Origin of the sequence: Nocardiopsis coralli, from assembly GCF_014892575.1 — a bacterium.
In the GTDB taxonomy this organism is placed as follows: domain Bacteria; phylum Actinomycetota; class Actinomycetes; order Streptosporangiales; family Streptosporangiaceae; genus Nocardiopsis; species Nocardiopsis coralli.
In genome coordinates, this window is record NZ_JADBGI010000004.1 from 157,688 (window position 1) to 179,445 (window position 21,758).

Here is a 21,758-nt window from a genome sequence, read left to right on the forward strand (position 1 = left end):
AGTGTGCCCGCGCTCATGCCTCGGGCGCCTCGATCCCCATCGCACGCAGGTTCCGGGCCTGCTCGCCGTCGGGGTCGGGGTCGTACGGCCGGGCCGCGGTCATGATCACCCGGACGCCCTCGGGGGTGCGCACCTCGACGTCGACGGTGTTCCACGGGGTCTTCGCCGGGCCGGACGTGCACCCGGGGCGCAGGGCCTCGCAGGCCTTCACGGCCGACTCGACCTGGTCGAGCACGCACGAGAAGCTGACCGTCACCCCGGTGGCGCCGCCCGCCGTCCCGGGCTCGCGCTCGGGGACCAGGAGGACGTCCTGGAACGCCCACCGCCGCAGGTGGACGATCTGTCCCGGGAGGGAGAAGAAGTCGAAGAAGCCCAGACCCCGCGTCCAGAACTCCGTGGACGCGGCGAGGTCGGCCGACTCGACGGTGACGAAGGCGGGCATGCCGTAGATGCCTTGGAAGAGCTCCGGCGGTGCGACGCCGGGGACCGGTTCGGGGACAGGGCTCAGGCTGAAGGCCGGGAAGCGGCCGGTTTCGTTGCTCATGGGTTCAGGCTCGGGCCTCACGCCGCGTGAGGGTCAAGCCCTGTTCCACAGGTGTGCGCCATGATGGGCGGATGCGCGCAACATCCCCCTGGGCCGCTCCTGCTTGTGCCCTCGCTCTCACGCTCACCACCGCATGTACCGGACAGGACGAACCCGCTCCCGAACGGCCCGCGGGATGGGGTCACACGGTCGCCGTGCCGCACCCGGTCGGGGCCTACGAACACGAGTTCACCGGCGAGGAGGCCGACGCCTTCTACCGCGTGGAGGACGTGACCGGGCACGCCCCCGACATTGCCGGGTTCACCCTGGTGGCCGACCTGCCCGAGCTGGGCAGGCCCCTGGGTTTCAACAGCTTCTCCGTCACGTGCACGGCGGGGGGAGAGGTCTCGGCCGCGGAGTACGAGGACCTCCCTGGCGAAGTCTTCGGTGGCCTGTTCGAGATCCTGATGGAGTGTTCGGTGCCCGAGGGGGCCGCTTTCCTCACCGTGACCATGGAGCACGCAGGGGAGACGGTCGTGTTCTCGGGTCCCATGTGATGGACCGAAACTCTCCGCCACAGTACCGACGCGAGTGAACCCGCGGGGGCGGGGAACCACTCCGTGTGGCGCACCGATCCCCATACGGCGGCCTTCCCCACGGGCCGGGCCCGCCTGGAGAGCAGGACATGTTCCGCATGCGCAAGGCGACCGCCGACGACACCCCCGCCGTGGCCGACATGATCCGTGCGCGCTGTTCCTGGCTGGAACACCGCGGCCTGCCGTCCCTGAGAGAGGACGCCGACGACCTGGCCGGCCAGGCCCGGCACGGGTTCATGTGGCTCCTGTGCACCGACCCCGGCAACTCCGCCGAACCGGAGGACGTCGTCGGCTGCACGACGGTGCTCGACCGCCCGACCACCGAGGGCTGGGCGGAGGCGGGGCGTGCCGGGGACGACGCGCTCCACCTCTTCTCCACCGTCACGCACCCCGAGTACCGGGGCCTGCGCCCGGGCGCCGTCATCTCCCGCTGGGTCGCACGCCAGGCCGCGCACCAGGGGCGGGCGTGGCTGCGGTTGAGCTGTGTGGGCCCGGAGCTGGCTCGTTACTACCGGGACCAGGGGTTCGAGACGGTGCGCGAGCTCCCCGACGGGGGCGACACCTTGTTCCTGATGGAGCGCCGCACCGTGGACGCCCCCTGACACGGGGCCGTGCCCGGCCTCCGGTGCCTGCTCAGTGGTCGTCGCCCATCGTGTGGAGCAACGCGTGCACGGTCGGGTCGGTGAGGGTGTAGCGCACCGACCGCCCGTCCCGCTCGTCCTGGACCCACCCCTGCAGCCGCAGGGTCCGCAGCGCCTGGGACGCCGCGGTGTCGGAGATCCCGGCGGCCGACGCGAGGTCACCGACGGAGGCCGTGCCCGGCCCGGCCTGGTGCATCGCGCTCAGCAACCGCAGCCGGGTCGGGTCCCCGAGCATCCGGAACCGGTCGGCCCAGGCGCTGATGTCGGGTCGGTCGTCCGGTCGGAGCTGATCACTGTGGGAAGTCATCGGTCCCATTCTCACAGGTTCGCGGAGACGTGGTGATGGTTGTCTCCACACCTTCTGGGCCGAGGCGCCCGGAACGTCTGGTTACTCGGAACCGGAAGTCTTATTGTCTGATCGACTGATCAGATGATCAGATGATCAGGTGTACACCGATTCCGACAGGAAGAGCTGAATGCCCAGATCCGTCCGAGAACGCCTCCTCGTCAGCGCCCTGCTCACCCCGGTCCTCCTCCTCACCGCCTGCTCCGCCCCGGACCCCGGTTCCACGGACACCCCGACCCGTATCGTGCTCGCCGACGCCCAACCCCTGGGCGAGTTCGACCCGGTCGGCGGATACGGCGAACTCGGTGTCTCCCCGATCTTCGAGGGCCTCCTGCGCCCCGAGTCCAGCGGCGACGACCAGCTGCCCGACCTCGTTCCGGCCCTGGCCGCCTCGCCCCCCGAAGCCAACGCGGACCACACCGTGTGGGACGTGGAGCTGCGCACCGACGTGTCCTTCTCTGACGGTTCCGAACTCGACGCCGACGACGTCGTGGCCACCTACGAAGCCGTGCTCGACCCGGGGACCGCATCCGAGGTCGCCGGTTCCTACTCCATGATCGAGTCGGTCACCGCCACCGGCGACCACGGCGTGCGCTTCACCCTGAGCCACCCCTACTACGCGATGCCCGCACGGATGACCCTCGGCATCACCCCCGCTGAGGAGATCACCCCCGGGCCCGCGGCCGACTCCGAACGCAACCGGGCTCCGGTCGGCACCGGCCCCTACGTGCTCTCCGAACTCAGCGGCGACGAGGCCGTGTTCGAGCCCAACCCCCACTACCACGGGCCGCAGCCCCAGGTCACCGAGCTGGTCACCCAGTACCTGCCCGACGACGGCACCAGGGCCCAGCGCATGCGCGGGGGCAGCATCGACGGGACCGTGCTCCCGCCCACCACCGCCGAGACCTTCGAGGGCGTCGACGGAGTCGAGCTCCAGCCCGTGCGCACCGCCGAATGGCGCGGCCTGTCCCTGCCGTCGGAGAACCCCTTCACCTCCGACGCCGAGGCCCGCACCGCGATGAACCTGGCCGTGGACCGCGACGGCATCGTCGAACACGTGCTCGCCGGCCACGGAACCCCCGCGCACACACCCGTCGCGGCCGTCTACGGCGACGCCCACGACCCCGGGGCCGCCTTCGAGCACGACCCGGACGAGGCCGCCCGGATCCTCGACGAAGCGGGGTGGACGGACGGCCCGGACGGCGTGCGCACCCGCGACGGCGAGCGCGCGTCCTTCACCCTCCGCTACCTCGCCTCGGACCACATGCGCCGGGACCTGGCGACGGCGTTCGCGGCCGAGATGGAACCCCTGGGCATCGAGGTCGAGCTCGAGGGCGGTTCCTGGGACGACATCGAGGAGCACACGGCCGACTCCGCGATCCTGCTCGGCGGCGGCGACAAGCCCTACGACCTGGACACGCAGGTGTACGCGACCCTGCACTCCCGCGAGGACGACACACCCACGTACGAGAACCCGGCCGACCTCTCCGTCCCCGGGGTCGACGAACACCTCGAACGGGCCAGGAGCTCCCCGGACGAGGACGAGCGCGCCGAGGCCTACCGCGAGGTGCAGCGGGCCTACGTCGAGCAGCCGACCTACGTCTTCCTCGCCTTCGCCGACCACACCTACGTCGCTGCCGAGGACGGCTGGGACCGCGGGCCGCTCGTCCTCGAACCCCACGCCCACGGGGTCTCCTGGGGGCCGTGGTGGAACATCGCCGGATGGCGTGAATGAGCGCAGTTCCGGGCGGCCGGACACACGCCGGCCGCCGCACACTGTGGCGCGACCGCCGCGGTGACCTCCTCCGCCTCCTCCTGCGCCGCGCCGCCGTCGCGGTACCCGTGCTGGCGGGGTTGAGCGTGCTGGTGTTCCTGCTCGCCGACCGTTCGCCCTTCGATCCCCTCGCCGCCCACCTCGGGGCCGGGTACCAACAGAGCTCGGCCGGTCAGCGCGAGGAACTGAGCAGCGCCCTGGGGCTCGACGCCCCGTGGTGGCAGGCGTGGGGCGCGTGGGTCGTCGACCTGTTCCGGGGCGACGCCGGCTGGTCCCGGGTGTACGCGATGCCGGTCGCCGAGGTCTTCGCCGGCCGCCTTCCGTGGACCCTGTTGCTCTCGGGGACCGCGATGGCCGTCGCGGTCCCGGCGGCCCTGGCGTGCGGAACGGCGGCGGGCCTGGCCCCCGGCGGCCGGACCGACCGGGCCATCACCCGCATGGGCGTGTTCGTGCAGGCCGTGCCCCCGTTCGTGGTCGCCCTGGGCGCGGTCACCGTCTTCGCGGTGCTGTTGCGCTGGGCCCCGGTGGCGGGTGCCGCGGAACCGGGGGAGGGGTACACGGCCGCCGGGGTACTGAGCCACCTCGTGCTGCCGGCCACCACCCTCGCCCTCACCCAGCTGCCCTGGATGCTGCTGGCCGTGCGCACCGCCGTCGCCCGTGCCGTGGCCTCCGAACCGGTGCGGGCGGCCCGGGCGCGAGGGCTCTCGCGCCGCAGGACGGTCACCGGGCACGTTCTGCCGATGTCGCTCGCGCCGCTGGTGACGATCGTCGGCGCCCGGCTCCCCGAACTCGTGGTGGGGGCCGTGCTGGTGGAGGAGGTCTTCGCCTGGCCGGGCATCGCGAGCGCGCTGGTCGCCTCGGCGCAGGCGCTCGACTTCCCGCTCCTGGCGGCCCTCACGGTGGCCACCGCCGCCGTGGTCCTGGCGGGTTCCCTCGCCGCCGACACGGCCTACCTCCTCCTGGACCCGAGAGTGAGCTCCGATGTCTGACCCCGCCGAGCGGGGCGCACGCCGCCCGACCGGCCGGTACCTGCCGGCGGCCGTGCTGGCGCTCCTGGTCGTGTACGCCGTCGCCGTCTCGTGGTGGGCCGGCCCGCAGTCGGCCGACTTCTCGCAGGCGCTCCTGCCGCCCGGGCCGCAGCACTGGTTCGGCACGGACCACTCCGGCCACGACCTGTTCGTACGGTCGGCGGAGGGCCTGCGTGTGTCGTTGCTCGTCGCCTCGGTCTGTGCCGTGGCCGCCACAGCCATCGGGGTGGCGGTCGGGGCGCTCGCCGTGACGGCGGGCGGGTGGGCCGACCGGGTGGCGATGCGGGTGACCGACGGGGTCAACGCCCTGCCGCACCTGCTCGTGGGGGTGGTCGTGGTGGCCATGTTCCCCGGGTCGCTCCCGGCGATCATCGCGTCGGTCGCGCTCACCCACTGGCCCCAGATCGCGCGTGTGGTGCGGGCCGAGATGCTCACGGTGCGCGAGTCCGAGTACGTCGAGGCCGCCTACCTGTGGGGTGCCCGCCGAAGCCAGGTCCTGTGGCGGCACCTGGTGCCCGCGGCCGCGCCGCAGGCCCTGGTGGGGCTGGTGATGCTCGTCCCGCACGCCGTCTGGCACGAGTCCACGCTCAGTTTCCTGGGACTGGGGCTCTCGCCGGACCGGGCGAGCCTGGGCACGTTGCTCGAGGTGGCCAGGGGCGACGTGCTCACGGGTGCGTGGTGGACCCTGGCCGCCCCGGCCGGCGTGCTCGTCGCGGTCGCGCTGGCCGTCGCCGGGGTGAGCGGGGTGCTGCGGGCCGGCGGTCGTGGAGAGGAGGGCGCGCACGCACCCGCGGCAGGGGCCGGTCCGGTGGACGGGCCCGGGACCGCGGAGGCCGCCCCGGTCGTGGCACTGCGTTCCCTGGACCTGCGGTACCCCGCGGGCGCAGGACCCCGGACGTATGCGGTGACCGGTGTCGGGCTCGACCTGCGGCCCGGCCGGGTGACCGCCCTGGTCGGGGAGTCGGGGTGCGGCAAGTCCACGCTCGCGTCCACCCTGTGCGGGCTCCTGCCCCCGGGCACGGAATGCTCGGGCAGCATGCGGATCGCGGGCCGGGAGGTGCTCGGCGCCGGGGAACGCACGTGGCGCGGGCTCCGAGGGCGCGTGGTCGGGCTCGCCGCGCAGTCACCGGCCGACACGTTCACGCCCGTCCGGAGGATCGGACCGCAGATCGCCGAGGCCGCGGCGGCGCTGGGCGGGCGTGCCTCCGCCGAGGAGCTCATGGCGCGCGTGGGGCTGGAGAGCTCCGCGGCCGAGAAGTACCCGCACGAACTCTCCGGCGGGATGGCGGCCCGCGCGGCCCTGGCGGCGGCGCTCGCCGGGGACCCCGACGTCCTGGTCGCCGACGAGCCCACCTCCGGGCTGGACCCCGAACTGGCCGGGCAGGTCCTCGCCCTGCTGCGCGCCACCGCCGACGCCGGCACCGCGGTCCTGCTCATCACCCACGACCTTCAGGCCCTGGAGAAGTCTGGGACAGCGGACACCGTCGCGGTGATGCGCGCGGGACGGATCGCCGAGCACGGACCGGCCGGCCGGGTCCTCACCGAGCCGAGCCACCCCTACACCCGGGCCCTGCTCGCCGCCCTGCCCTCGCGAGGGCTGAACCCGGTCACCGAACCGCCCTCGGGGACCGCCGCCGCCCAGGAATCGACACTCGCACCGAACGGGAAGGATCACGATGGCTCTGACCGCTGAGGGTGTGGTGTTCCGCCATGGGAACGAGACGGTCCTGGACAGGGCGGGCCTCAGGCTCGAGCCGGGGCAGATCCTGGGGCTGACCGGCCCGTCCGGCAGCGGCAAGACCACCCTCGCCCGGGTCCTCACCGGCCTGCGCGTGCCCGACGCCGGGCGTGTACGGGCCGACGGCACACCCGTGGGCACCACGCGGGGACGGATGGACGGCCGTGTGGGGCTGTTGCACCAGTCGCCCCGGTCGGCCACCGATCCGCGCATGAGCCTGCGCCGGATCATCGCCGAACCGCTCCTGTCCCGCGGCCGAGGCCGCGGCGGGCGAGGGGAGACGGCCGCGCGTGCGGCGGAGTTCGCCGCACGCGCCGGGCTCCCGGAGGACCTGCTCGACCGCTACGGCCGGCAGGTCTCCGTGGGGCAACTGCAGCGGGCCTGTGTGGCCCGTGCGCTGGCCGCCTCCCCGCGTTACCTCGTCTGCGACGAACCCACCGCCATGCTCGACGCGGTCTCCACGGCAGGCATCGCGGCCCTGCTGTCGTCACTCGCACACGGCGGGACGGGCCTCCTCGTGATCAGCCACGACCACGCGCTACTGGAGGCCTGGGCCGACCGGGTCCGCGGGATCGGGGACCTCGCCGGTTGAGGTCCGGGCCCCCGCCGCGGGTCCGGGTTCCGACGTCGTCTCGTACCGGGACGGGTCCATGAACGCCGCCTTCCAGTTCTCCCAGGTAACGGCGACCGCGGACTCCGCCTCGTGCGCCTGGCCGGCCAGCGCCCGCGCGAGGGCGCCCGGGCCGTGCAGAAGGGTCTCTCCTGCACCCGTGGCCCGTTCCGGCCGGGCGCCGAGCAGGAACGTGGAGGACAGGACCCGGTGCCCGCCCATGACCCCCGGGACCTCGCCCGAGCCCGGACCGCGCAGGTCCAGGTCCTCGACCAGCACCGGACGCCCGCCGACACGGCCCGACACCGTCGACCGCAGCGGGCCGCCGCCGGCCTCGTAACTGCGGCCGAGCACCAGCGTCTCGTGGACCAGTGCCCGGCCGCTGCCGGCCACGTCGATCCGGGTCCGCCTGGTCACGTCGGCCCCGGCCGAGACCACGAACGGGGCGCTCCGCCACACCAGGCACGCCCCGTCGCCCACCCGCAGGTCGGCCTGCCAGCTCGCCGGACCGGCGCCCCGGGTGTCGTAGGCGACCATCCCGGACGGTTCGACCAGCTCCAACCACACACCCGGGCCGACCGTGATCTCCATCCGCAGACGGTCCCCGGTCAGCAACAGCGCGTAGGTGCCCACCAGGGCCACGCGTGCGGTGTCACCGCGTACCCCGAGAGGCTGGGCACGCAGGTAGGTGCCGCCGGACAGATCGGTCAGGCGGACCCGGCCGCCCACGCGCTCGACAGTGATGCGGGCCGGAACCGATTCCTTCATCGACGACCACTCACCCGTGCTCGTGGCCGTGGTCGGCGTCCTCGTGGGTGTGGGTCGTGCCGTCGGCGTGCGTGTGCGGCGCCATCGGACCGGGGTCGCGCGGCACGTGGATCCCCGCCCGGTGGTCCTCCAGCACCTGAAGCACCCACGACGCGAGGGCCTTGATCGACACGTCGTCCTGCTGGCTCAGGGCCAGCACGGGCAGCCCGCCCCGGGACTCCGTGGCGTCGGCGACCATACGTTCGGCGTCCACACCCACGTGCGGGGCCAGGTCGGTCTTGTTCACCACGAGCAGGTCGGCGCGTTCGATGCCCGGCCCGCCCTTGCGGGCCACGTCGCCGCCGCCGGCCACGTCCAGGCAGAAGATCTGCGCGTCGGCCAGCGCCGGGCTGAACGTGGCGGTGAGGTTGTCGCCGCCGCTCTCCACGACGACCAGGTCCAGCGGGGCGAAGTCCGCCTCCATGTCCTCCACCGCGAGCAGGTTCGGGGTGACGTCGTCACGGATCGCGGTGTGGGGGCAGGCCCCGGTCTCCACCGCGTGGATGCGCTCCACCGGCAGCACACCGGCCGCGCGCAGCAGCCGGGCGTCCTCGTCGGTGTAGATGTCGTTGGTGACCACCGCCATGCTGATCTGCTCCGCGAGTTCGCGGCACAGGGTGGCGATGAGCGTGCTCTTGCCGGTTCCGACCGGTCCCGCCACACCCAGGCGCATGGCCCGGCGCCCCTCGGACGTGTTGGCAGCGGCGGTGTCGGTGTTCTGCTGTTCAGGCAACGAAGATCCTCCTGGTCCTGTTCTGTTGTTCGAGGGACCACCCCTCGATCTGTGGTGCGGTCCGGGCCGGCATGTCGTCGGCGTCGCGGACCGCGAGCGCCTCGGCGGCGACCTCGGCGATGACCCCCTCGGATCCCAGGACCCACCCGGCGGCGTCCACCGGGTCCACGGGGGCGAGCTTGAGGGCGGCCGAGGCCACCGTCTGGGCGTCGTCGTACAGCGCCACCCGGGCCGTCTCGTCCTCCGACGAACCCATGACCGCGGCGACGACCCCGAGCGCGACCGGCCGCTGCGGGGAGCGGTCCAGGTTGCGCAAGGCCTTCACCGCCGGGTGCTCCGGCCAGAGCCGGGAGGCCAGGCGCACCAACCCGCGCCCGAGGAGCCCCGAGATGTCGCGCAGGGGAGCGCTCGGCGACCGCGCCAGGAGCGCGTCGTGCACGTCGGCCAACGCCCCCGCGTCGATGCCGAGGCCGTCGGGGCCGGACGCGCCCCCGGCGGCCCGGTGCGCGAGAACCGAGGCGGCCGTCTCCGTCAGCCCCACCGTGCGCAGGCGCGCGGCGATGTAGTCCGGGATCCGGTCGACCGTGAGACCGTCCGCGAGCGCCGGTTCCAGACCCGCCGAGTACGTGTGGCCTCCCACCGGCAGACGCGCGTCGGCCAGCAGAAGGGTGCCCAGTCGTGTGGTCACACGGCGTCCTAGAACATCGTGTACCGCTGCGCGAGCGGTACCCGGGCGGCGGGCTGGGGACGGACCGGCTCGCCGTCGATGCTGATCGCGAACGTCTCCGGATCCACGTCGATGCGGGGCAGCGCCGTGTTGTTGGGCATGTCAGCCTTGGTGAGGTGCCGGGTCGGCCGGACCCCCACCAGACGGCGCCGCAGCTCCAGGCGCTCGGCCAGGCCGTCCTCGATCGCCATCGGCGACACGAAACTCACCGCGAGGTCGGCCGCCGACGACGCACGCGCGGCCAGTGCCGGGCGCATCAGCACCGGCTGCGGAGCCGGAACCGCGCCGTTCGGGTCGCCCAGCGGGGCCGCGACGACCGCGCCGCTCTTGATCACCGCCGTCGGGCGGATCCCGAAGAAGGCCGGGTCCCACAGCACGAGGTCGGCCATCTTGCCCGCCTCCACCGACCCGATCACGTGGTCGACGCCGTGCGCCGCGGCCGGGCAGACCGTGTACTTGGCGACGTACCTGCGCGCGCGGGCGTTGTCGGCGGGCAGGTCCGACGACAACCGTCCGAAGCGGTTCTTCATCACGTGCGCCACCTGCCACGTGCGGCAGATGAGCTCGCCGATACGGCCCATGGCCTGGGCGTCGGTCGAGGTGATCGAGATGGCGCCCATGTCCTGGAGGACGTCCTCGGCCGCCATCGTGGAGGCCCGGATCCGGGACTCGGCGAAGGCGAGGTCCTCGGGGACCCTGGGGTTCAGGTGGTGCACCACCAGGAGCATGTCCAGGTGCTCGTCCACCGTGTTCACCGTGTGCGGCAGGGTCGGGTTGGTGGAGGCCGGGAGCACGTTCGCCTCGCTCGCCGTGACGATGATGTCCGGCGCGTGGCCGCCGCCGGCACCCTCGGCGTGGAACACGTGGATCCCGCGCCCGGCGATCGCGTCCAGGGTGTGCTGGACGTATCCCGTCTCGTTGAGCGAGTCGGCGTGCAGCGCGACCTGGAGGCCGAACTCGTCGGCGCCGCGCAGGGCCGCGTCGATCGCCGCCGGGGTGGCGCCCCAGTCCTCGTGCACCTTGTACCCGCCGGCGCCGGCCAGGGCGTCCTCGGCGAGGGACTCACGGGAGACGGTGCTCCCCTTGCTGAACAGCAGAACGTTCAGCGGGAACCGGTCCAGGGCGCGGTGCATCATCGTCAGCGCGTGGGCCCCCGGCGTCACCGTCGTGGCCTTCGACCCCTCCGTGGGGCCGGTGCCGCCGCCGATCACCGTGGTGGTGCCGGTGGTCAGCGCCTCGTGCATCTCGATCTCGCTGAGGAAGTGCACGTGGGTGTCGACCGCGCCCGCGGTGAGGATCTTGCCCTCCCCGGCGATCACGTCGGTGCCGGGGCCCACGAGCAGGTCCGGGTGGACCCCGTCCATGGTGTCCGGGTTCCCGGCCTTGCCGACGGCGACGATGTTCCCGTCACGGATCCCCACGTCACCGCGGACGATGCCCCAGTGGTCCAGGACCACCACGTTGGTGATCACCAGGTCCAGGGCGCCTTGGGAACGGGTGGTCATGCCCTGGCCCATCGACTCCCTGATGGTCTTGCCTCCGCCGAAGACGGTCTCGTCGCCGCCGGCGGTGAGGTCCTGTTCGACCTCGATCCACAGGTCGGTGTCGGCGAGGCGGATCTGGTCACCCACCGTGGGCCCGTACAGCTGGGCGTACTCACGGCGGTCGATGTGGCTCACGGCTGCTCCTCCGTCCCTTCGGGGTTGATGTCCTCGTCGGTCGTGCCGGCGGGCGGATCCTCCGTCGGCACGACCTCGGCCGGGTCGCCGTCGTGCGCCCCGGCCCCGCTGACCCGGACGGGTGCGCCGGAGGCCCGGAGCGGCTCCTCGACGTCCGTGCCGGGCGTACCGAACGGCACCACGGGGCGCGGCGGCCGCTGTCCGGTGCCGGAGAGCTCGCTCGGGTCGGCCAGCTGCAGGCCGGGGACGTGGCGCCGCCCGCCCAGCGCGACCAGGTGAACGGTGCGGCTCACCCCGGGTTCCAGGCGCACCGAGGTGCCGGCGGGAACGTCGAGACGGAACCCCCGTGCCTGTTCGCGGTCGAAGTCGAGCACCGGGTTGGCGTCGGGGAAGTGCAGATGGGACCCCACCTGGACGGGGCGGTCCCCGGTGTTGACCACCACGAGGGACAGCTGTTCACGGCCTTCGTTGAGGTCGAGCGGCGTGGAACGTGTGCGGATCTCACCGGGGATCATTGGATCGGCTCCGTGATCGTGACGAGCTTGCGCCCGTCGGGGAAGGTGGCCTCCACCTGCACGTTCGGGATCATCTCCGGAACGCCGTCCATGACCTCCTCGCGCCGGAGCACGGTGCGGCCCTCGTTCATCAGCTCGGCGACGGTGGCGCCCTCGCGGGCCCGCTCGATCACCCAGCAGGAGAGCAGCGCGACCGATTCGGGATGGTTGAGTTCGACCCCGCGGTCGCGGCGGTCCCGGGCGATCATTCCGGCGACCGACAAAAGCAGTTTTTCTGTATCGGACGGGAGTAGATGCACGAATCACCTCTCACAGTTCTGAACGAACTTATTGTAGGAGCAGATTCGTGCGAGCAGAACGCCCTGAGAGCTTTGTCTCCAATTCTGCGCGTCCCCGGATCCCGTCCGTGCGGGCGGGGGTGGCATCCGTTGGTGAGTGTGCGGTTGCGCCTCGTACAGGGGCAGGTCAGGATTTTCGCATACGTGACACATCGGCTACCGGCTGTCGCCGCGAACGGAGCGGAAGTTCGCCCCCGTGCCGTTCTTCTGTCCCGTTCACCTTGGCCCCGAATTCCTGCCGAAGCGCCGGTGGAGAGCTTTTTCTCTTTCGTTTTCTGAGCGGTGGGCGGCCCGGAATGCGAACTGCCCGGCCCGCGGGCGCGGACCGGGCAGTGGTGGGATCACCGGGGTCAGAGGTTGCGCTCGGCCCAGAGCGCCATCGCGTCGCGCACCCGGCGGGCGCCCTCGACGCCCCCGTAGTTCGCGGCGAAGCGCTCGTCGGACACGTACATCTCACCGAGCGCCGGGTAGCTCTCGCGGTTCCACTCCGGCCCGGGGAACGCACCGAGCCACGTGTGGTGGTCGGCCACCGCGCCCTGGAACCCCTCGGAGCCCGGTTCCAGCCCGGCCTCCGCCGCCTGTCGCAGCGCACCGTTGACCTCGGCCGAGCGTGCGGTCAGCTCCTGCCGTTCGGTGTCGCTCAGCCCGTTCCACCAGTCGTTGCTGTGCTCCCACGCGCGGTCGCCCCAGCGCTCGCGCACCTCGTCCTCGTACCGGGTGTGGTCGAACCCGTCGAACATCGTCTCCATCGTCGGTTCCCTTCCGTCGTCCAGCGCGGTCAGCGTGCGCTCGACGGAGTCCGCCTGACGGCCGATCCGGCCCTGCTCCTGCCGCAGCCGCCGCACGTGTTCCCGGAGGGCCGACCGCACGTCGGTCTGTTCTCCGAGCACGTCGGCGATCGCGGGGAGTCCGAGCCCGAGCTCACGCAGCAGGAGGATGCGTTGGAGCCGTACGAGGGCGTCGCGGTCGTAGTGCCGAACCCCGCCGGGGCCCACCCGCGAGGGCTTCAGCAACCCGATGCGGTCGTAGTGCCGCAGTGTGCGGCTGGTCGTGCCCGTGGCGGCCACGACCTCCTGGATCGGCCGGTCCATGCTGCGCACCCCTTTCCACCTGCACCGACGACGGTAGGGCTTGACGCAACGTCAACCGCAAGCCCTCAATTCCGGGCGAGGGGGTGTGGCCAGCACAAAAGAAAAAGCCGGGCCCGTGTGGTGTCCGGGACCGGCTTTTTCTTCACTGTCTCAAGGTGGCGCACTCGGGAGGACTCGAACCCCCAACCTTCTGATCCGTAGTCAGATGCTCTATCCATTGAGCTACGAGTGCAGATTCTGTTGTGTTGTCTCCGGGGCGGGCTCTCGCTCTCCCCGGCGACGTCTTCGACTCTATCAGAGTCTCGGAGTGCTTTCGTGCCGTTTTCCGGTGTGAACCGGGCCATGTGCACGAAGGCCGTGACGTGCGCAGAACGCCGTCCGCATCGACGGTACCGCACACCGGGAGGTGCCCGGACCACACGCGGCGCGGCCCGGGGCGGAGCGCTCCGCCCCGGGCACGAGGGTCAGGAGGAGGTCGCTTCCTCGACGGAGGCGGCCCACAGCTCCAGGGCGCTGTCCACCTGCTCGCCGTTGACGACCAGCGGCGGGATCATGCGCACCACGTTGCCGTGCGGCGCGCAGGTCAGCAACAGGAGCCCGTTCTTCGCGGCGGCCTGCTGGGCCCGCGCCGCGGTCGCGCCGTCGGGCGAACCGTCGGCGGTCACGAACTCGCTGGCCTGCATGAGCCCGCGGCCGCGCACGTCGCCGATCTCCGGGTGGACGGAGCCGACCTTCTCCAGGCCCTGGCGCAGACGTTCGCCCTGGGCGGCGGAGTTGGCGACCAGGTCCTCCTCCTGGATCACGTCCAGGGTGGCCAGCGCCGCGGCGCACGCGACCGCGTTGCCGCCGTAGGTGCCGCCCTGCGACCCGGGCCAGGCCTTCTCCATGACCGAGGCCGGCGCGGCGATCGCGGAGATGGGGAAGCCGCTGGCCAGGCCCTTGGCGGTGATGACGATGTCGGGGGTGATGCCGGAGCGCTCGTGGCCCCAGAAGGTCCCGGTGCGCCCGAAGCCGGTCTGCACCTCATCGGTGACCAGGAGGAACCCGTGCTGGTCGGCGCGCTCGCGCAGCCCTTGCAGGAACGCGTCCGGGACCGGGACGTAGCCGCCCTCACCCAGCACCGGCTCGATGAAGACCGCGGCGGTGTCCTTGGGGGAGGTCGTCGTGGCGAGCTGGTAGTCGAGCTCGCGCAGGGCGTGCGCGACCGCGTCCGCCTCGCTCATGCCGAGCCGGTAGGCGTGGGGGAAGGGGGAGACGACGACGCCGGGCATCAGGGGGCCGAAGCCGGCGCGGATCTTGGTCCCGGAGGTGGTGAGGGCAGCGGCGCCCATGGTGCGCCCGTGGAAGGACCCGGTGAACACGATCGCGTTCTGGCGGCCGGTGGCCTGGCGGGCCAGCCGCAGGGCGGCCTCGACGGCCTCGCTGCCGGAGTTGACGTAGAACAGCCGGTCCAGGCCCTGGGGCAGGACCTCGCCGAGCCGTTCGGTGAGCCGGAGGAGCGGCCTGTGCATCACGGTGGTGTACTGGCCGTGGATGAGTTTCCCGACCTGTTCCTGGGCGGCAGCGACCACCTTGGGGTGGCAGTGGCCGGTGCTGGTGACGCCGATTCCCGCCGTGAAGTCGAGAAAGCGGCGGCCGTCCTCGTCGTAGATGTGCACACCCTCGCCTCGCTCAGCGAGGACGGGGGTTGCCTGCTTGAGAACCGGGGAGAGCTCCGCCATCGGTGGCCTCGATTCCGTGTTCGGGTTTCCGTAGGATTGTTGACAATCGACGCTGCTATGGAAGCATCCCAGCCGCGGCGGTGTCCAGTGGGCTCACGTCGGGCAGTTCTGACCACAGGCCGGCTCGCCGGCCGGCCCCCTCGACCGGAAGTAGGAACATGTCTGATCTGGAAGAACGAGTCGTCGCACAGGTGGAGAAGAAGCTCTTCATCGGTGGCAAGTGGCATGAAGCGGCCGCGGGCGGGACCTTCGAGGTCGAGGACCCTTCGACGCGTTCCGTGCTCTGCGAGGTCGCCGACGCGACCGACGTCGACGGGCTCGCCGCCCTCGCCGCCGCACACAACGCCCAGGCCTCCTGGGCGCGTACGGCCCCGCGCGAGCGCGGCGAGATCCTGCGCCGGGGGTACGAGCTGCTCATGGAGCGCCAGGAGGAGCTGGCGACCCTCATGACCCTGGAGATGGGCAAGCCCCTGGGCGAGGCCAAGGGCGAGATCGCCTACGCCGCGGAGTTCTTCCGCTGGTTCTCGGAGGAGGCGGTCCGTATCGAGGGCGGGTTCGCCACCGCCCCCAACGGCCAGGCGCGGTTCCTCATCATGCGCCAGCCGGTGGGCCCCTCGATGCTCATCACCCCGTGGAACTTCCCCATGGCCATGGGCACCCGCAAGATCGGCCCCGCGATCGCGGCCGGGTGCACGATGATCCTCAAGCCCGCCCAGCAGACGCCCCTGTGCGCCCTCGCCCTCGCCGGCATCCTCAAGGAGGCCGGCCTGCCCGAGGGTGTGCTGAGCGTGCTGCCCACGACCGACGCCGGCGGGCTCACCGAACCGCTGCTGCGCGACGGCCGCATCCGCAAGGTCTCCTTCACCGGCTCGACCGGGGTGGGGCGCAAGCTCATCGAGCAGAGCGCCGAGAAGGTCCTGCGCACGTCCCTGGAACTGGGTGGCAACGCCCCGTTCCTGGTCTTCGACGACGCCGACCTCGACGCCGCCGTCGACGGGGCGATGCAGGCCAAGATGCGCAACATCGGCGAGGCCTGCACCGCAGCGAACCGCATCTACGCCCAGTCCGGGGTGGCCGAGGAGTTCGCCGAGCGCCTCAGCCGGCGGATGGGCGAGCTGCGGGTCGGCCGCGGCCTGGACGACGGTGTCGACGTCGGACCGCTCATCGACGAGAAGGCCCGCGACAAGGTCCAGCACCTGGTCGACGACGCCGTGGGCCGGGGTGCGCAGGTGCTCGTCGGCGGCAGCCGCGGTGAGGGCGCCGGGCACTTCTACAACCCGACGGTGCTCTCGGGTGTGCCCCACGACGCGGAGATGGCCGACACCGAGATCTTCGGGCCCGTCGCCCCGGTGTCCTCCTTCGAGACCGAGGAGGAGGCCATCACCATCGCCAACGACACCGAGTACGGGCTGGTCAGCTACGTCTACACCACCGACCTCAACCGCGCGTTCCGGGTGAGCGAGGCGCTGGAAGCCGGAATGGTCGGCCTCAACCAGGGCGTGGTCTCCAACCCGGCGGCCCCCTTCGGCGGCATCAAGCAGTCCGGCCTGGGCCGCGAGGGCGGAGACGTCGGCATCGACGAGTTCCTCGAGTACAAGTACGTGGGGATCGGCGGGATCTGATCCCCACCCCACACACAGGGAACGGCCCCGGAGGGCTGCCGCGCCGCGTTCTGCGGCGGCAGGTGCCCTCCGGGGCCGTTGGGGTTCCGAGGCCGGCGCGGCCCCGGCCGAACCGGTTCCACCCGAGTGCGCCGTGGAGTCCCCACTGCCCTCGGCGCATGATCGGCCGGGGGTGCCGACCGCGGCCGGCCCCGGTGTGCGCCCCGGCCACCTCCGGTCCGGGGCGCACGTCCTTGGAAGGACCGGTGGATCAGAGCAGGCCGTCGACCAGCTCGGTGTCCACGGCGTCGGTGTCGACCGCGCCGGTCAGGTCCTCGGTCACGTCGCCGGTGACGTCCTCGGTCACGTCACCGGTGACGTCGTCGAGCTCGGTGCCGACGGCGTCGGTGGGCAGGCCCTCCACGTCGGTGACCTCGTCGACGGTGTCCTCGACGCCGTCCACGGCCGGGACCTCGGGCAGCGCGTCGGCGCCGACCTCGTCGGTCTGCGGCAGCTCCTCGGTCACGTCACCGGTGGCGGGCAGGTTCTCGGTGGCGCCGCCGTCGACGACGTCGCCGGTCTCCACGCCGTCGACCGGGAGGTCGGTGTCGACGGGCAGGTCGGCGACCTCGAGGACCTCCAGGTCGGTGGGAACGCCGCCGGCCAGGTCGTCGGCGGAGCCCAGCGCGAGCTGCTCGATGCCGGACACGTCGGCGCCGACACCGGACAGGGCACCGTCGGCGACCGCGCCCACCTCGTCGGCGAGGGCGTCCACGTCGCTCTGGGCGTCGGCGGCGATGAACAGCACCGGGACGGTGGTGTGCTCGACCGTCTGCACGATCTCGTCGGGGTCGACGTTCTCGGCGGCGTAGAAGCGGGCCGGGAGCGTGGCGGCCTCGGCGGCGGAGGTGTAGGAGTCGACGTCGACCTGCGGAACCGCCCCGTCGAGAGCGGGGACCTGCGGGGCGGCGGTGTCCAGGCCGTCGATGTCGCCGAGGGCCACACCCTCGACGCCCTCCAGCTCGGCGATCTCGGCGAGCGAGGCCAGCTCGGGGATCTGGGCGACGTCGGCCTCGCTGAGCAGGCCGTCCAGCTCGTTGGTCACGGTGCGCTCGACGGAGGGCACACCCGGCGCGGTGACGTCCTCGGTGCCGGGCAGCTCGGTGGCCGGGAGGGTTTCGGCGCCGGGAACCTGGCCGGCGGCGCCGTCGATCGCGCCCGTGGCGTCGGGGAGGGGCTCCGCCGTCGCGAACCCGCTGCCGAGGGCGACGAACCCGGCGGTGCCGGCGGCGAGCAGCAGGGTGCGGGCGGAGGTACGGGCGTTGTTGAACATGTGGATCCTTCCGGATACCGGTGGCTCTTCTTCGGGGCCGGGCGACGTGACCGTGCACGTGGACGGATGCGAGCGGCACGGGCACGTCGACCGGGGTTTCAGTCCTCGGCCCAGTGGGCTTTGCGACTGACCTGAACTCCGCCGGCGGGGAAGGTGGTTCTCCTCGGTGCGGGGCTCACGTCAACCCCCAGAGCGTCCGGTCGTTCACGCACCGTGGCGGTGCGGGCCGGGGCTGGGAAGGGGCCGCTGTGGGCGAGGGCGCTCTACGGCGCGGGGAGGAGCGCTGATCAGCAGCGCTCGGTGAGGAGAACCGTCAGTCGGGGGCGACGGTGGGCTCGCCGGCGTCGGCGGCGGGAACCGCGCGCAGGACGTCCAGGGCGGCCTGTTCGGGGCCGGGGGCGGGGACCGGTGCGCCCGTGGAGGGCAGGAAACCGGCGACCGCGCCGGCCGGGGCGCCGCCGTTCGCGGAGGCGGTGCCGGTGGCGGTGGCGGTGGGGTGGTGGGACCCGGCGTCGGGGGAGACCTGGCCCTGTTCGGTGCCGTCGTCGGCGGTGGCCTGGTACGAGCGGTCGTCGCGCTCGGTCAGGGTCTGCGCCGGGCTCGGGGCCTGCCGGTCGGCCGTGTCCGCGGTGTTCTCGTCCGCGGTGCGGTTCTCGGCGCCGGTGTGCTCGCGCTCGGGCGCGGGCTCCGTGTCGCCGGTTCCGGTCTCGGGTGCCGGTTCGGTGGCGGGAACGGTGTCCTCGACCCGCTGGTCGACCTCGTCTGTGACGCCGTCGACGGTCTCGTGCACCTGGCCGACCACGTCGACGCCGGGCGTCTCGGGGACGGTCTCGTCCAGGGATCCGGTGACCTCGTCGACCGTTCCGGTGGCCTCGTGGGCGGTGTCGGTGACCGTGTCGCCGAGCTCGTCCACCGGCTCGTCCGGAACCTCCGGGGCCTCGGGTGTCTCCGGGATCTCGGGAACCCCGGTGCCCTCAGGGGCCTCGGCGGGCTCCGGAACCTCGGCCTCGACGGCCCCGTCCACCTGCTCCTGGACCTCCTCGACACCGCCGGTGAGGTCGAGCTCCCCGGCCTGCGCGGAGGCGGTGCCCAGGACCCACGAGGTGGTCAGGGCGCCGGCCAGCAGGCCGAGCAGGACCAGGGTGCGCCGCAGGGCGTCCGGAACCCCGTCCGACAGCACGGCAGCACGTGCGCCGGGGGCGCTGACGTGACCGCAGGCTGTGAACACGGAGAGGGGTCCTTCCACCGGGGAAGCGGGGGCGGTGTGCCGGAAGGGGGATGGTGGACCCGGGCACAGAAGGGGGCTGCGCCCGGTTAGGACTGGGCCGAAAAGCGCGCCCTGCCTTGTCCGAAACCGAAGCTAACACGACATACCCGTGCGCATGCAACACATACGACCGAATTCCTCGCAGTGTGTGACGGGCCCACACACGCCGGGCCGCACGGGTGTGGACCCTGAGGGGCGTCCGCCCCGGTCGGCCCCGGACTCAGTCCTCGCCGGGCCGACCTGCGTTGATGCGTTCCACGGTGTCGGTCATGTGTTCCTCGATGAGCTCCAGGAGCCGGTCCTCGGCCCCGTCCGCGATCGCGTCGAGGATGCGGCGGTGCTCCTGCAACAGCTCGTCCGGTTCCGGATAGACGTCCTGCATCACCGTCAGGCACATGCGGGTCTCGACCAGGAGCGTCTGGGTCATGCGCTCCAGCCGGCTGTTGCCCGAGCAGCTCACCAGGGTCTGGTGGAAGGCCTGGTCGGCGTCGCTCATCAGGTCGCGGTCACCGCTGCGCGCGGCCTCCTCAAGGCGCTCCAGCGCGGGCGTCAACCGGGCCACGGCCTCGCCCCGGTTGCCGCGCATGATGACCTCGCACGCGGTGCGTTCCACGGCGAGGCGGGCGATGTAGATGTCGCGCACGTCCTCGGAGGCCAGCTCGCGGACGAACAGGCCCCGGTGGCGCTCGCTGCGCAGAAGCCCCTCCTGCACGAGCCGCTGCATCGCCTCGCGCAGCGGCCCGCGGCTCACCCCCAGCCGTCCGGCCAGGTCCGCCTCGCCCAACTGGTCGCCGGGGGAGAGGGAGCCGTACATGATCGCCGACCTGAGCTGGTCGGCGATGAGCTCGGCGGTGGAGCGACGGGGCACGGGTCTGAGTTGTCCTGAGGCGGACATGGGCCGGTTTCCTTCCTGGAGACGGCGGTCGGACTCGGCGTGGGGTCGAGATTAAGGCATGGTGTGCTCCTCTTCGTTCGCACGTGGGACGGATCGTCCCCCGCCGGTGCCGGGTGCGGGCACGACCCCGTCCCGCCCGCACCCGGCGTCACTGCGCGCGCGTCAGTGCACGTGAAGGGCGGTGTCGACCAGATCGGTCCCGGAACGGAACAGCGTCCCGGGCCCCTTCTCCACACGTGCGGCGCCGGCCAGCCGCAGGCCCTCCCACACGCTCACCTGGTTGGCGGTGAGCACGGGCTTGCCCAGGAGCGCCTCCAACGGTTCGACCAGGGCGGCGCTGTGCAGCGCGGTGTCGGGGACCAGCACCGCGGTCGCCGCCGAGTGGTCGTTGCTCACGACGAAGTCGACGACCCCGTCGGGCTCGAGCACACCCACTTCCGCCGCGGTGGGCACCCCGTGGCTCGCGAGCGACACCACGTTCACCCCGGCAGCGCTCAGGAACTCCACGAACTTCGCGGAGACGTCGTCGGGGTAGGTCGCGGCGATCGCCACGTCGTGCACCCGCAGCTGGCGCAGGGCGTGCACGAACGCGAACGAGGTACTGGAAGCCGGTGCTCTCGCGTGCGCGCGCACCCCCGCGACCTGGTCGCGGGCGCCGTCCCAGCCGAAGACGAAACTGCCGCTGGTGCACGCCCACACGGCCGCGTCCACACCCATCTCTGCGAGGCGGTCGGCGCCCTCGGCGAGCACGTCGGGGCCGCCGACGTCCAGGAGGGCGTCGACCCGGTGGGCGTCCTCCCGCATGAGGGTGTGCACCACCGGGAGCTCGACACCGCCGCCGATCATCTCGGCGAAGGCCTGGTAGTCGTCCTGGGCGCTGTGGCCCGGATAGAGGAATCCGACGCGGGTCACTGGTTCTCCATTCGTCTCGGGGAGCGGGTCACACCCTGCTCGGGGCGGTCGCGTCCAGGAGGCCCTGGCCGTGGGCGACGGCGTGCCGGTCGGCGTCGGCCAGCAGGGCCCACATGGTCACCTGGTTCGCGGCCAGGACGGGCTTGCCGAGCTCGCGTTCGAGCGGCGCGATGATGTCGTAGGTGAGGACGTTGGTGCAGCTGATGTAGACCGCCTCGGCGTCGGGGTGGTCCACGGAGTGCACGGCGTCGGAGACCGCGGCGTAGGTGACCTGCCAGATGTGGCTGAGCAGGCCCAGCCCCACGCTCGAGGTCACTTCGACACCGTGTTCGCCGAGGTAGGACAACAGCCGGTCGGTGACGCTGTCGACGTAGGGCGTCACCACCGCGATGCGCCTCAGGCCGAGGGCGTCCAGGGCCCTGATCATCGCTCCCGACGTCGTGACCGCCCGGGGCGCGCCGGCCTCGAGCATCGTGCCGTGCAGGAGGCGTTCGCCCTCGGGCCCGTGTACGAAACTGCCGGAGGCGCAGGCGTACCCAATGGCGCGCGGTTCCGGTGCGAGCAGGGCGCGGACCGCCGGGTCCACCTGCTCGGCCCGGCTCAGCGCCGCGGCCTGATCGACCGTCACCGGGACGTGGACGTAGGGCAGCCGCGTGATGTGCAGTGAGACGTCGTCGGGCGTCCACCGCCACAGCTCGCGGTCCAGCGCGAAGTCGTAGGGTGCGATGACACCCACCCCTGCCTGCCAGGGCGTCACCCGGCTCGCGGCCAGTTCGACGACCTGCGGCTCGGCGTCGGTGCCGGTCTCGGTACTGTCGGTCCGCATCGGTCACTCACCTCCCGGAACGTGTCGTGTGTGGGTCGTGCTCATGGTCGGGTGAGG

The 21,758-nt window shown here is 72.4% G+C and carries 22 protein-coding genes and 1 tRNA gene; 7 read left to right on the forward strand and 16 right to left on the reverse strand.

Going from position 1 to position 21,758, the window contains the following annotated elements:
• Positions 1–13 precede the first annotated feature (13 nt).
• Entirely contained in the window at positions 14–544 is a 531-nt protein-coding gene (locus IDM40_RS05790) for a VOC family protein (RefSeq protein ID WP_193120864.1), read from the reverse strand.
• A 194-nt stretch (positions 545–738) separates the two neighbouring features.
• On the opposite strand from IDM40_RS05790, the gene IDM40_RS05795 reads away from it, so the two are divergent.
• Both IDM40_RS05795 and IDM40_RS05800 read left to right on the forward strand, forming a co-directional pair.
• Complete coding sequence (locus IDM40_RS05795) at positions 739–1,080, forward strand: hypothetical protein (RefSeq protein WP_193120865.1); 342 nt, start codon at positions 739–741, stop codon at positions 1,078–1,080.
• 137 nt (positions 1,081–1,217) lie between these two features.
• The gene (locus IDM40_RS05800) at positions 1,218–1,721 is read left to right on the forward strand and encodes a GNAT family N-acetyltransferase (RefSeq protein ID WP_235997353.1); all 504 of its coding nucleotides are present in this window, start codon (positions 1,218–1,220) and stop codon (positions 1,719–1,721) included.
• A gap of 31 nt (positions 1,722–1,752) precedes the next feature.
• Here the strand turns inward: IDM40_RS05800 and IDM40_RS05805 are convergent, their stop codons facing one another.
• On the reverse strand, positions 1,753–2,067 hold the full coding sequence (locus tag IDM40_RS05805; protein WP_235997355.1) for an ArsR/SmtB family transcription factor: 315 nt from the start codon (positions 2,065–2,067) through the stop codon (positions 1,753–1,755).
• A 169-nt stretch (positions 2,068–2,236) separates the two neighbouring features.
• On the opposite strand from IDM40_RS05805, the gene IDM40_RS05810 reads away from it, so the two are divergent.
• From IDM40_RS05810 to IDM40_RS05825, 4 genes are read left to right on the forward strand one after another with little or no spacing between them, the layout of a single operon-like run.
• Positions 2,237–3,841 (forward strand): ABC transporter substrate-binding protein, encoded by a 1,605-nt coding sequence (locus IDM40_RS05810; protein WP_193120868.1) that lies wholly within the window; start codon positions 2,237–2,239, stop codon positions 3,839–3,841.
• The gene (locus IDM40_RS05815; protein WP_193120869.1) at positions 3,838–4,869 is read left to right on the forward strand and encodes an ABC transporter permease; all 1,032 of its coding nucleotides are present in this window, start codon (positions 3,838–3,840) and stop codon (positions 4,867–4,869) included. The genes IDM40_RS05810 and IDM40_RS05815 overlap by 4 nt, the downstream gene beginning before the upstream one ends.
• Positions 4,862–6,601 (forward strand): ATP-binding cassette domain-containing protein, encoded by a 1,740-nt coding sequence (locus tag IDM40_RS05820; RefSeq protein WP_193120870.1) that lies wholly within the window; start codon positions 4,862–4,864, stop codon positions 6,599–6,601. The genes IDM40_RS05815 and IDM40_RS05820 overlap by 8 nt, the downstream gene beginning before the upstream one ends.
• Positions 6,585–7,238: an ABC transporter ATP-binding protein gene (locus IDM40_RS05825; protein ID WP_193120871.1), complete on the forward strand. Its 654-nt coding sequence runs from the start codon at positions 6,585–6,587 to the stop codon at positions 7,236–7,238. The genes IDM40_RS05820 and IDM40_RS05825 overlap by 17 nt, the downstream gene beginning before the upstream one ends.
• Here IDM40_RS05825 and IDM40_RS05830 read toward each other — a convergent pair.
• The 9 genes from IDM40_RS05830 to IDM40_RS05870 all read right to left on the reverse strand — a co-directional run bounded on the left by IDM40_RS05830 (position 7,185) and on the right by IDM40_RS05870 (position 14,867).
• A complete protein-coding gene (locus tag IDM40_RS05830) occupies positions 7,185–8,024 on the reverse strand; it encodes an urease accessory protein UreD (RefSeq protein ID WP_235997357.1) in 840 nt (279 codons plus the stop codon). The genes IDM40_RS05825 and IDM40_RS05830 overlap by 54 nt on opposite strands.
• A 10-nt stretch (positions 8,025–8,034) precedes the next feature.
• Entirely contained in the window at positions 8,035–8,736 is a 702-nt protein-coding gene (gene ureG / locus IDM40_RS05835) for an urease accessory protein UreG (RefSeq protein WP_193121022.1), read from the reverse strand.
• Between the two features lie 52 nt (positions 8,737–8,788).
• On the reverse strand, positions 8,789–9,484 hold the full coding sequence (locus tag IDM40_RS05840) for an urease accessory UreF family protein (RefSeq protein WP_193120872.1): 696 nt from the start codon (positions 9,482–9,484) through the stop codon (positions 8,789–8,791).
• A gap of 8 nt (positions 9,485–9,492) precedes the next feature.
• Positions 9,493–11,202 carry an urease subunit alpha gene (locus IDM40_RS05845; RefSeq protein WP_193120873.1) on the reverse strand — a complete coding sequence of 570 codons (1,710 nt, stop codon included), beginning with the start codon at positions 11,200–11,202 and terminating at the stop codon, positions 9,493–9,495.
• Positions 11,199–11,717, reverse strand: a complete 519-nt coding sequence (locus IDM40_RS29000; protein ID WP_193120874.1) for an urease subunit beta — start codon at positions 11,715–11,717, stop codon at positions 11,199–11,201. The genes IDM40_RS05845 and IDM40_RS29000 overlap by 4 nt, the downstream gene beginning before the upstream one ends.
• Positions 11,714–12,016: an urease subunit gamma gene (locus IDM40_RS05855; RefSeq protein ID WP_193120875.1), complete on the reverse strand. Its 303-nt coding sequence runs from the start codon at positions 12,014–12,016 to the stop codon at positions 11,714–11,716. Before IDM40_RS05855 ends, IDM40_RS29000 begins: the two co-directional genes overlap by 4 nt.
• 389 nt (positions 12,017–12,405) lie before the next feature.
• On the reverse strand, positions 12,406–13,146 hold the full coding sequence (locus IDM40_RS05860; RefSeq protein ID WP_193120876.1) for a MerR family transcriptional regulator: 741 nt from the start codon (positions 13,144–13,146) through the stop codon (positions 12,406–12,408).
• Between the two features lie 156 nt (positions 13,147–13,302).
• Positions 13,303–13,378, reverse strand: a tRNA-Arg gene (locus IDM40_RS05865).
• 232 nt (positions 13,379–13,610) lie between these two features.
• Positions 13,611–14,867: an aspartate aminotransferase family protein gene (locus IDM40_RS05870; RefSeq protein WP_193120877.1), complete on the reverse strand. Its 1,257-nt coding sequence runs from the start codon at positions 14,865–14,867 to the stop codon at positions 13,611–13,613.
• A gap of 158 nt (positions 14,868–15,025) precedes the next feature.
• Between IDM40_RS05870 and IDM40_RS05875 the strand changes: the two genes are divergently transcribed.
• Complete coding sequence (locus IDM40_RS05875; RefSeq protein WP_193120878.1) at positions 15,026–16,489, forward strand: NAD-dependent succinate-semialdehyde dehydrogenase; 1,464 nt, start codon at positions 15,026–15,028, stop codon at positions 16,487–16,489.
• A gap of 250 nt (positions 16,490–16,739) precedes the next feature.
• Here IDM40_RS05875 and IDM40_RS05880 read toward each other — a convergent pair whose 3' ends face one another.
• The 5 genes from IDM40_RS05880 to IDM40_RS05900 all read right to left on the reverse strand — a co-directional run bounded on the left by IDM40_RS05880 (position 16,740) and on the right by IDM40_RS05900 (position 21,701).
• On the reverse strand, positions 16,740–17,801 hold the full coding sequence (locus tag IDM40_RS05880; protein ID WP_193120879.1) for a hypothetical protein: 1,062 nt from the start codon (positions 17,799–17,801) through the stop codon (positions 16,740–16,742).
• Between the two features lie 313 nt (positions 17,802–18,114).
• Positions 18,115–19,029, reverse strand: a complete 915-nt coding sequence (locus IDM40_RS05885) for a hypothetical protein (RefSeq protein WP_193120880.1) — start codon at positions 19,027–19,029, stop codon at positions 18,115–18,117.
• A gap of 259 nt (positions 19,030–19,288) precedes the next feature.
• Complete coding sequence (locus IDM40_RS05890; protein ID WP_193120881.1) at positions 19,289–19,963, reverse strand: GntR family transcriptional regulator; 675 nt, start codon at positions 19,961–19,963, stop codon at positions 19,289–19,291.
• 162 nt (positions 19,964–20,125) lie between these two features.
• Complete coding sequence (locus IDM40_RS05895; protein WP_193120882.1) at positions 20,126–20,875, reverse strand: maleate cis-trans isomerase family protein; 750 nt, start codon at positions 20,873–20,875, stop codon at positions 20,126–20,128.
• A 28-nt stretch (positions 20,876–20,903) separates the two neighbouring features.
• On the reverse strand, positions 20,904–21,701 hold the full coding sequence (locus IDM40_RS05900; RefSeq protein WP_193120883.1) for a maleate cis-trans isomerase family protein: 798 nt from the start codon (positions 21,699–21,701) through the stop codon (positions 20,904–20,906).
• Between the last annotated feature and the right edge of the window lie 57 nt (positions 21,702–21,758).

What these genes read in the sequence shown, in the direction of transcription:
- IDM40_RS05790 (WP_193120864.1), bottom strand. Translation starts at nt 544, where the DNA reads ATGAGCAACGAAACCGGCCGCTTCCCGGCCTTCAGCCTGAGCCCTGTC.
- IDM40_RS05800 (WP_235997353.1), top strand. Translation starts at nt 1,218, where the DNA reads ATGCGCAAGGCGACCGCCGACGACACCCCCGCCGTGGCCGACATGATC.
- IDM40_RS05805 (WP_235997355.1), bottom strand. Translation starts at nt 2,067, where the DNA reads ATGACTTCCCACAGTGATCAGCTCCGACCGGACGACCGACCCGACATC.
- IDM40_RS05810 (WP_193120868.1), top strand. Translation starts at nt 2,237, where the DNA reads ATGCCCAGATCCGTCCGAGAACGCCTCCTCGTCAGCGCCCTGCTCACC.
- IDM40_RS05815 (WP_193120869.1), top strand. Translation starts at nt 3,838, where the DNA reads ATGAGCGCAGTTCCGGGCGGCCGGACACACGCCGGCCGCCGCACACTG.
- IDM40_RS05820 (WP_193120870.1), top strand. Translation starts at nt 4,862, where the DNA reads ATGTCTGACCCCGCCGAGCGGGGCGCACGCCGCCCGACCGGCCGGTAC.
- IDM40_RS05825 (WP_193120871.1), top strand. Translation starts at nt 6,585, where the DNA reads ATGGCTCTGACCGCTGAGGGTGTGGTGTTCCGCCATGGGAACGAGACG.
- IDM40_RS05830 (WP_235997357.1), bottom strand. Translation starts at nt 8,024, where the DNA reads ATGAAGGAATCGGTTCCGGCCCGCATCACTGTCGAGCGCGTGGGCGGC.
- ureG (WP_193121022.1), bottom strand. Translation starts at nt 8,736, where the DNA reads ATGCGCCTGGGTGTGGCGGGACCGGTCGGAACCGGCAAGAGCACGCTC.
- IDM40_RS29000 (WP_193120874.1), bottom strand. Translation starts at nt 11,717, where the DNA reads ATGATCCCCGGTGAGATCCGCACACGTTCCACGCCGCTCGACCTCAAC.
- IDM40_RS05860 (WP_193120876.1), bottom strand. Translation starts at nt 13,146, where the DNA reads ATGGACCGGCCGATCCAGGAGGTCGTGGCCGCCACGGGCACGACCAGC.
- IDM40_RS05870 (WP_193120877.1), bottom strand. Translation starts at nt 14,867, where the DNA reads ATGGCGGAGCTCTCCCCGGTTCTCAAGCAGGCAACCCCCGTCCTCGCT.
- IDM40_RS05875 (WP_193120878.1), top strand. Translation starts at nt 15,026, where the DNA reads ATGTCTGATCTGGAAGAACGAGTCGTCGCACAGGTGGAGAAGAAGCTC.
- IDM40_RS05880 (WP_193120879.1), bottom strand. Translation starts at nt 17,801, where the DNA reads ATGTTCAACAACGCCCGTACCTCCGCCCGCACCCTGCTGCTCGCCGCC.
- IDM40_RS05890 (WP_193120881.1), bottom strand. Translation starts at nt 19,963, where the DNA reads ATGTCCGCCTCAGGACAACTCAGACCCGTGCCCCGTCGCTCCACCGCC.
- IDM40_RS05900 (WP_193120883.1), bottom strand. Translation starts at nt 21,701, where the DNA reads ATGCGGACCGACAGTACCGAGACCGGCACCGACGCCGAGCCGCAGGTC.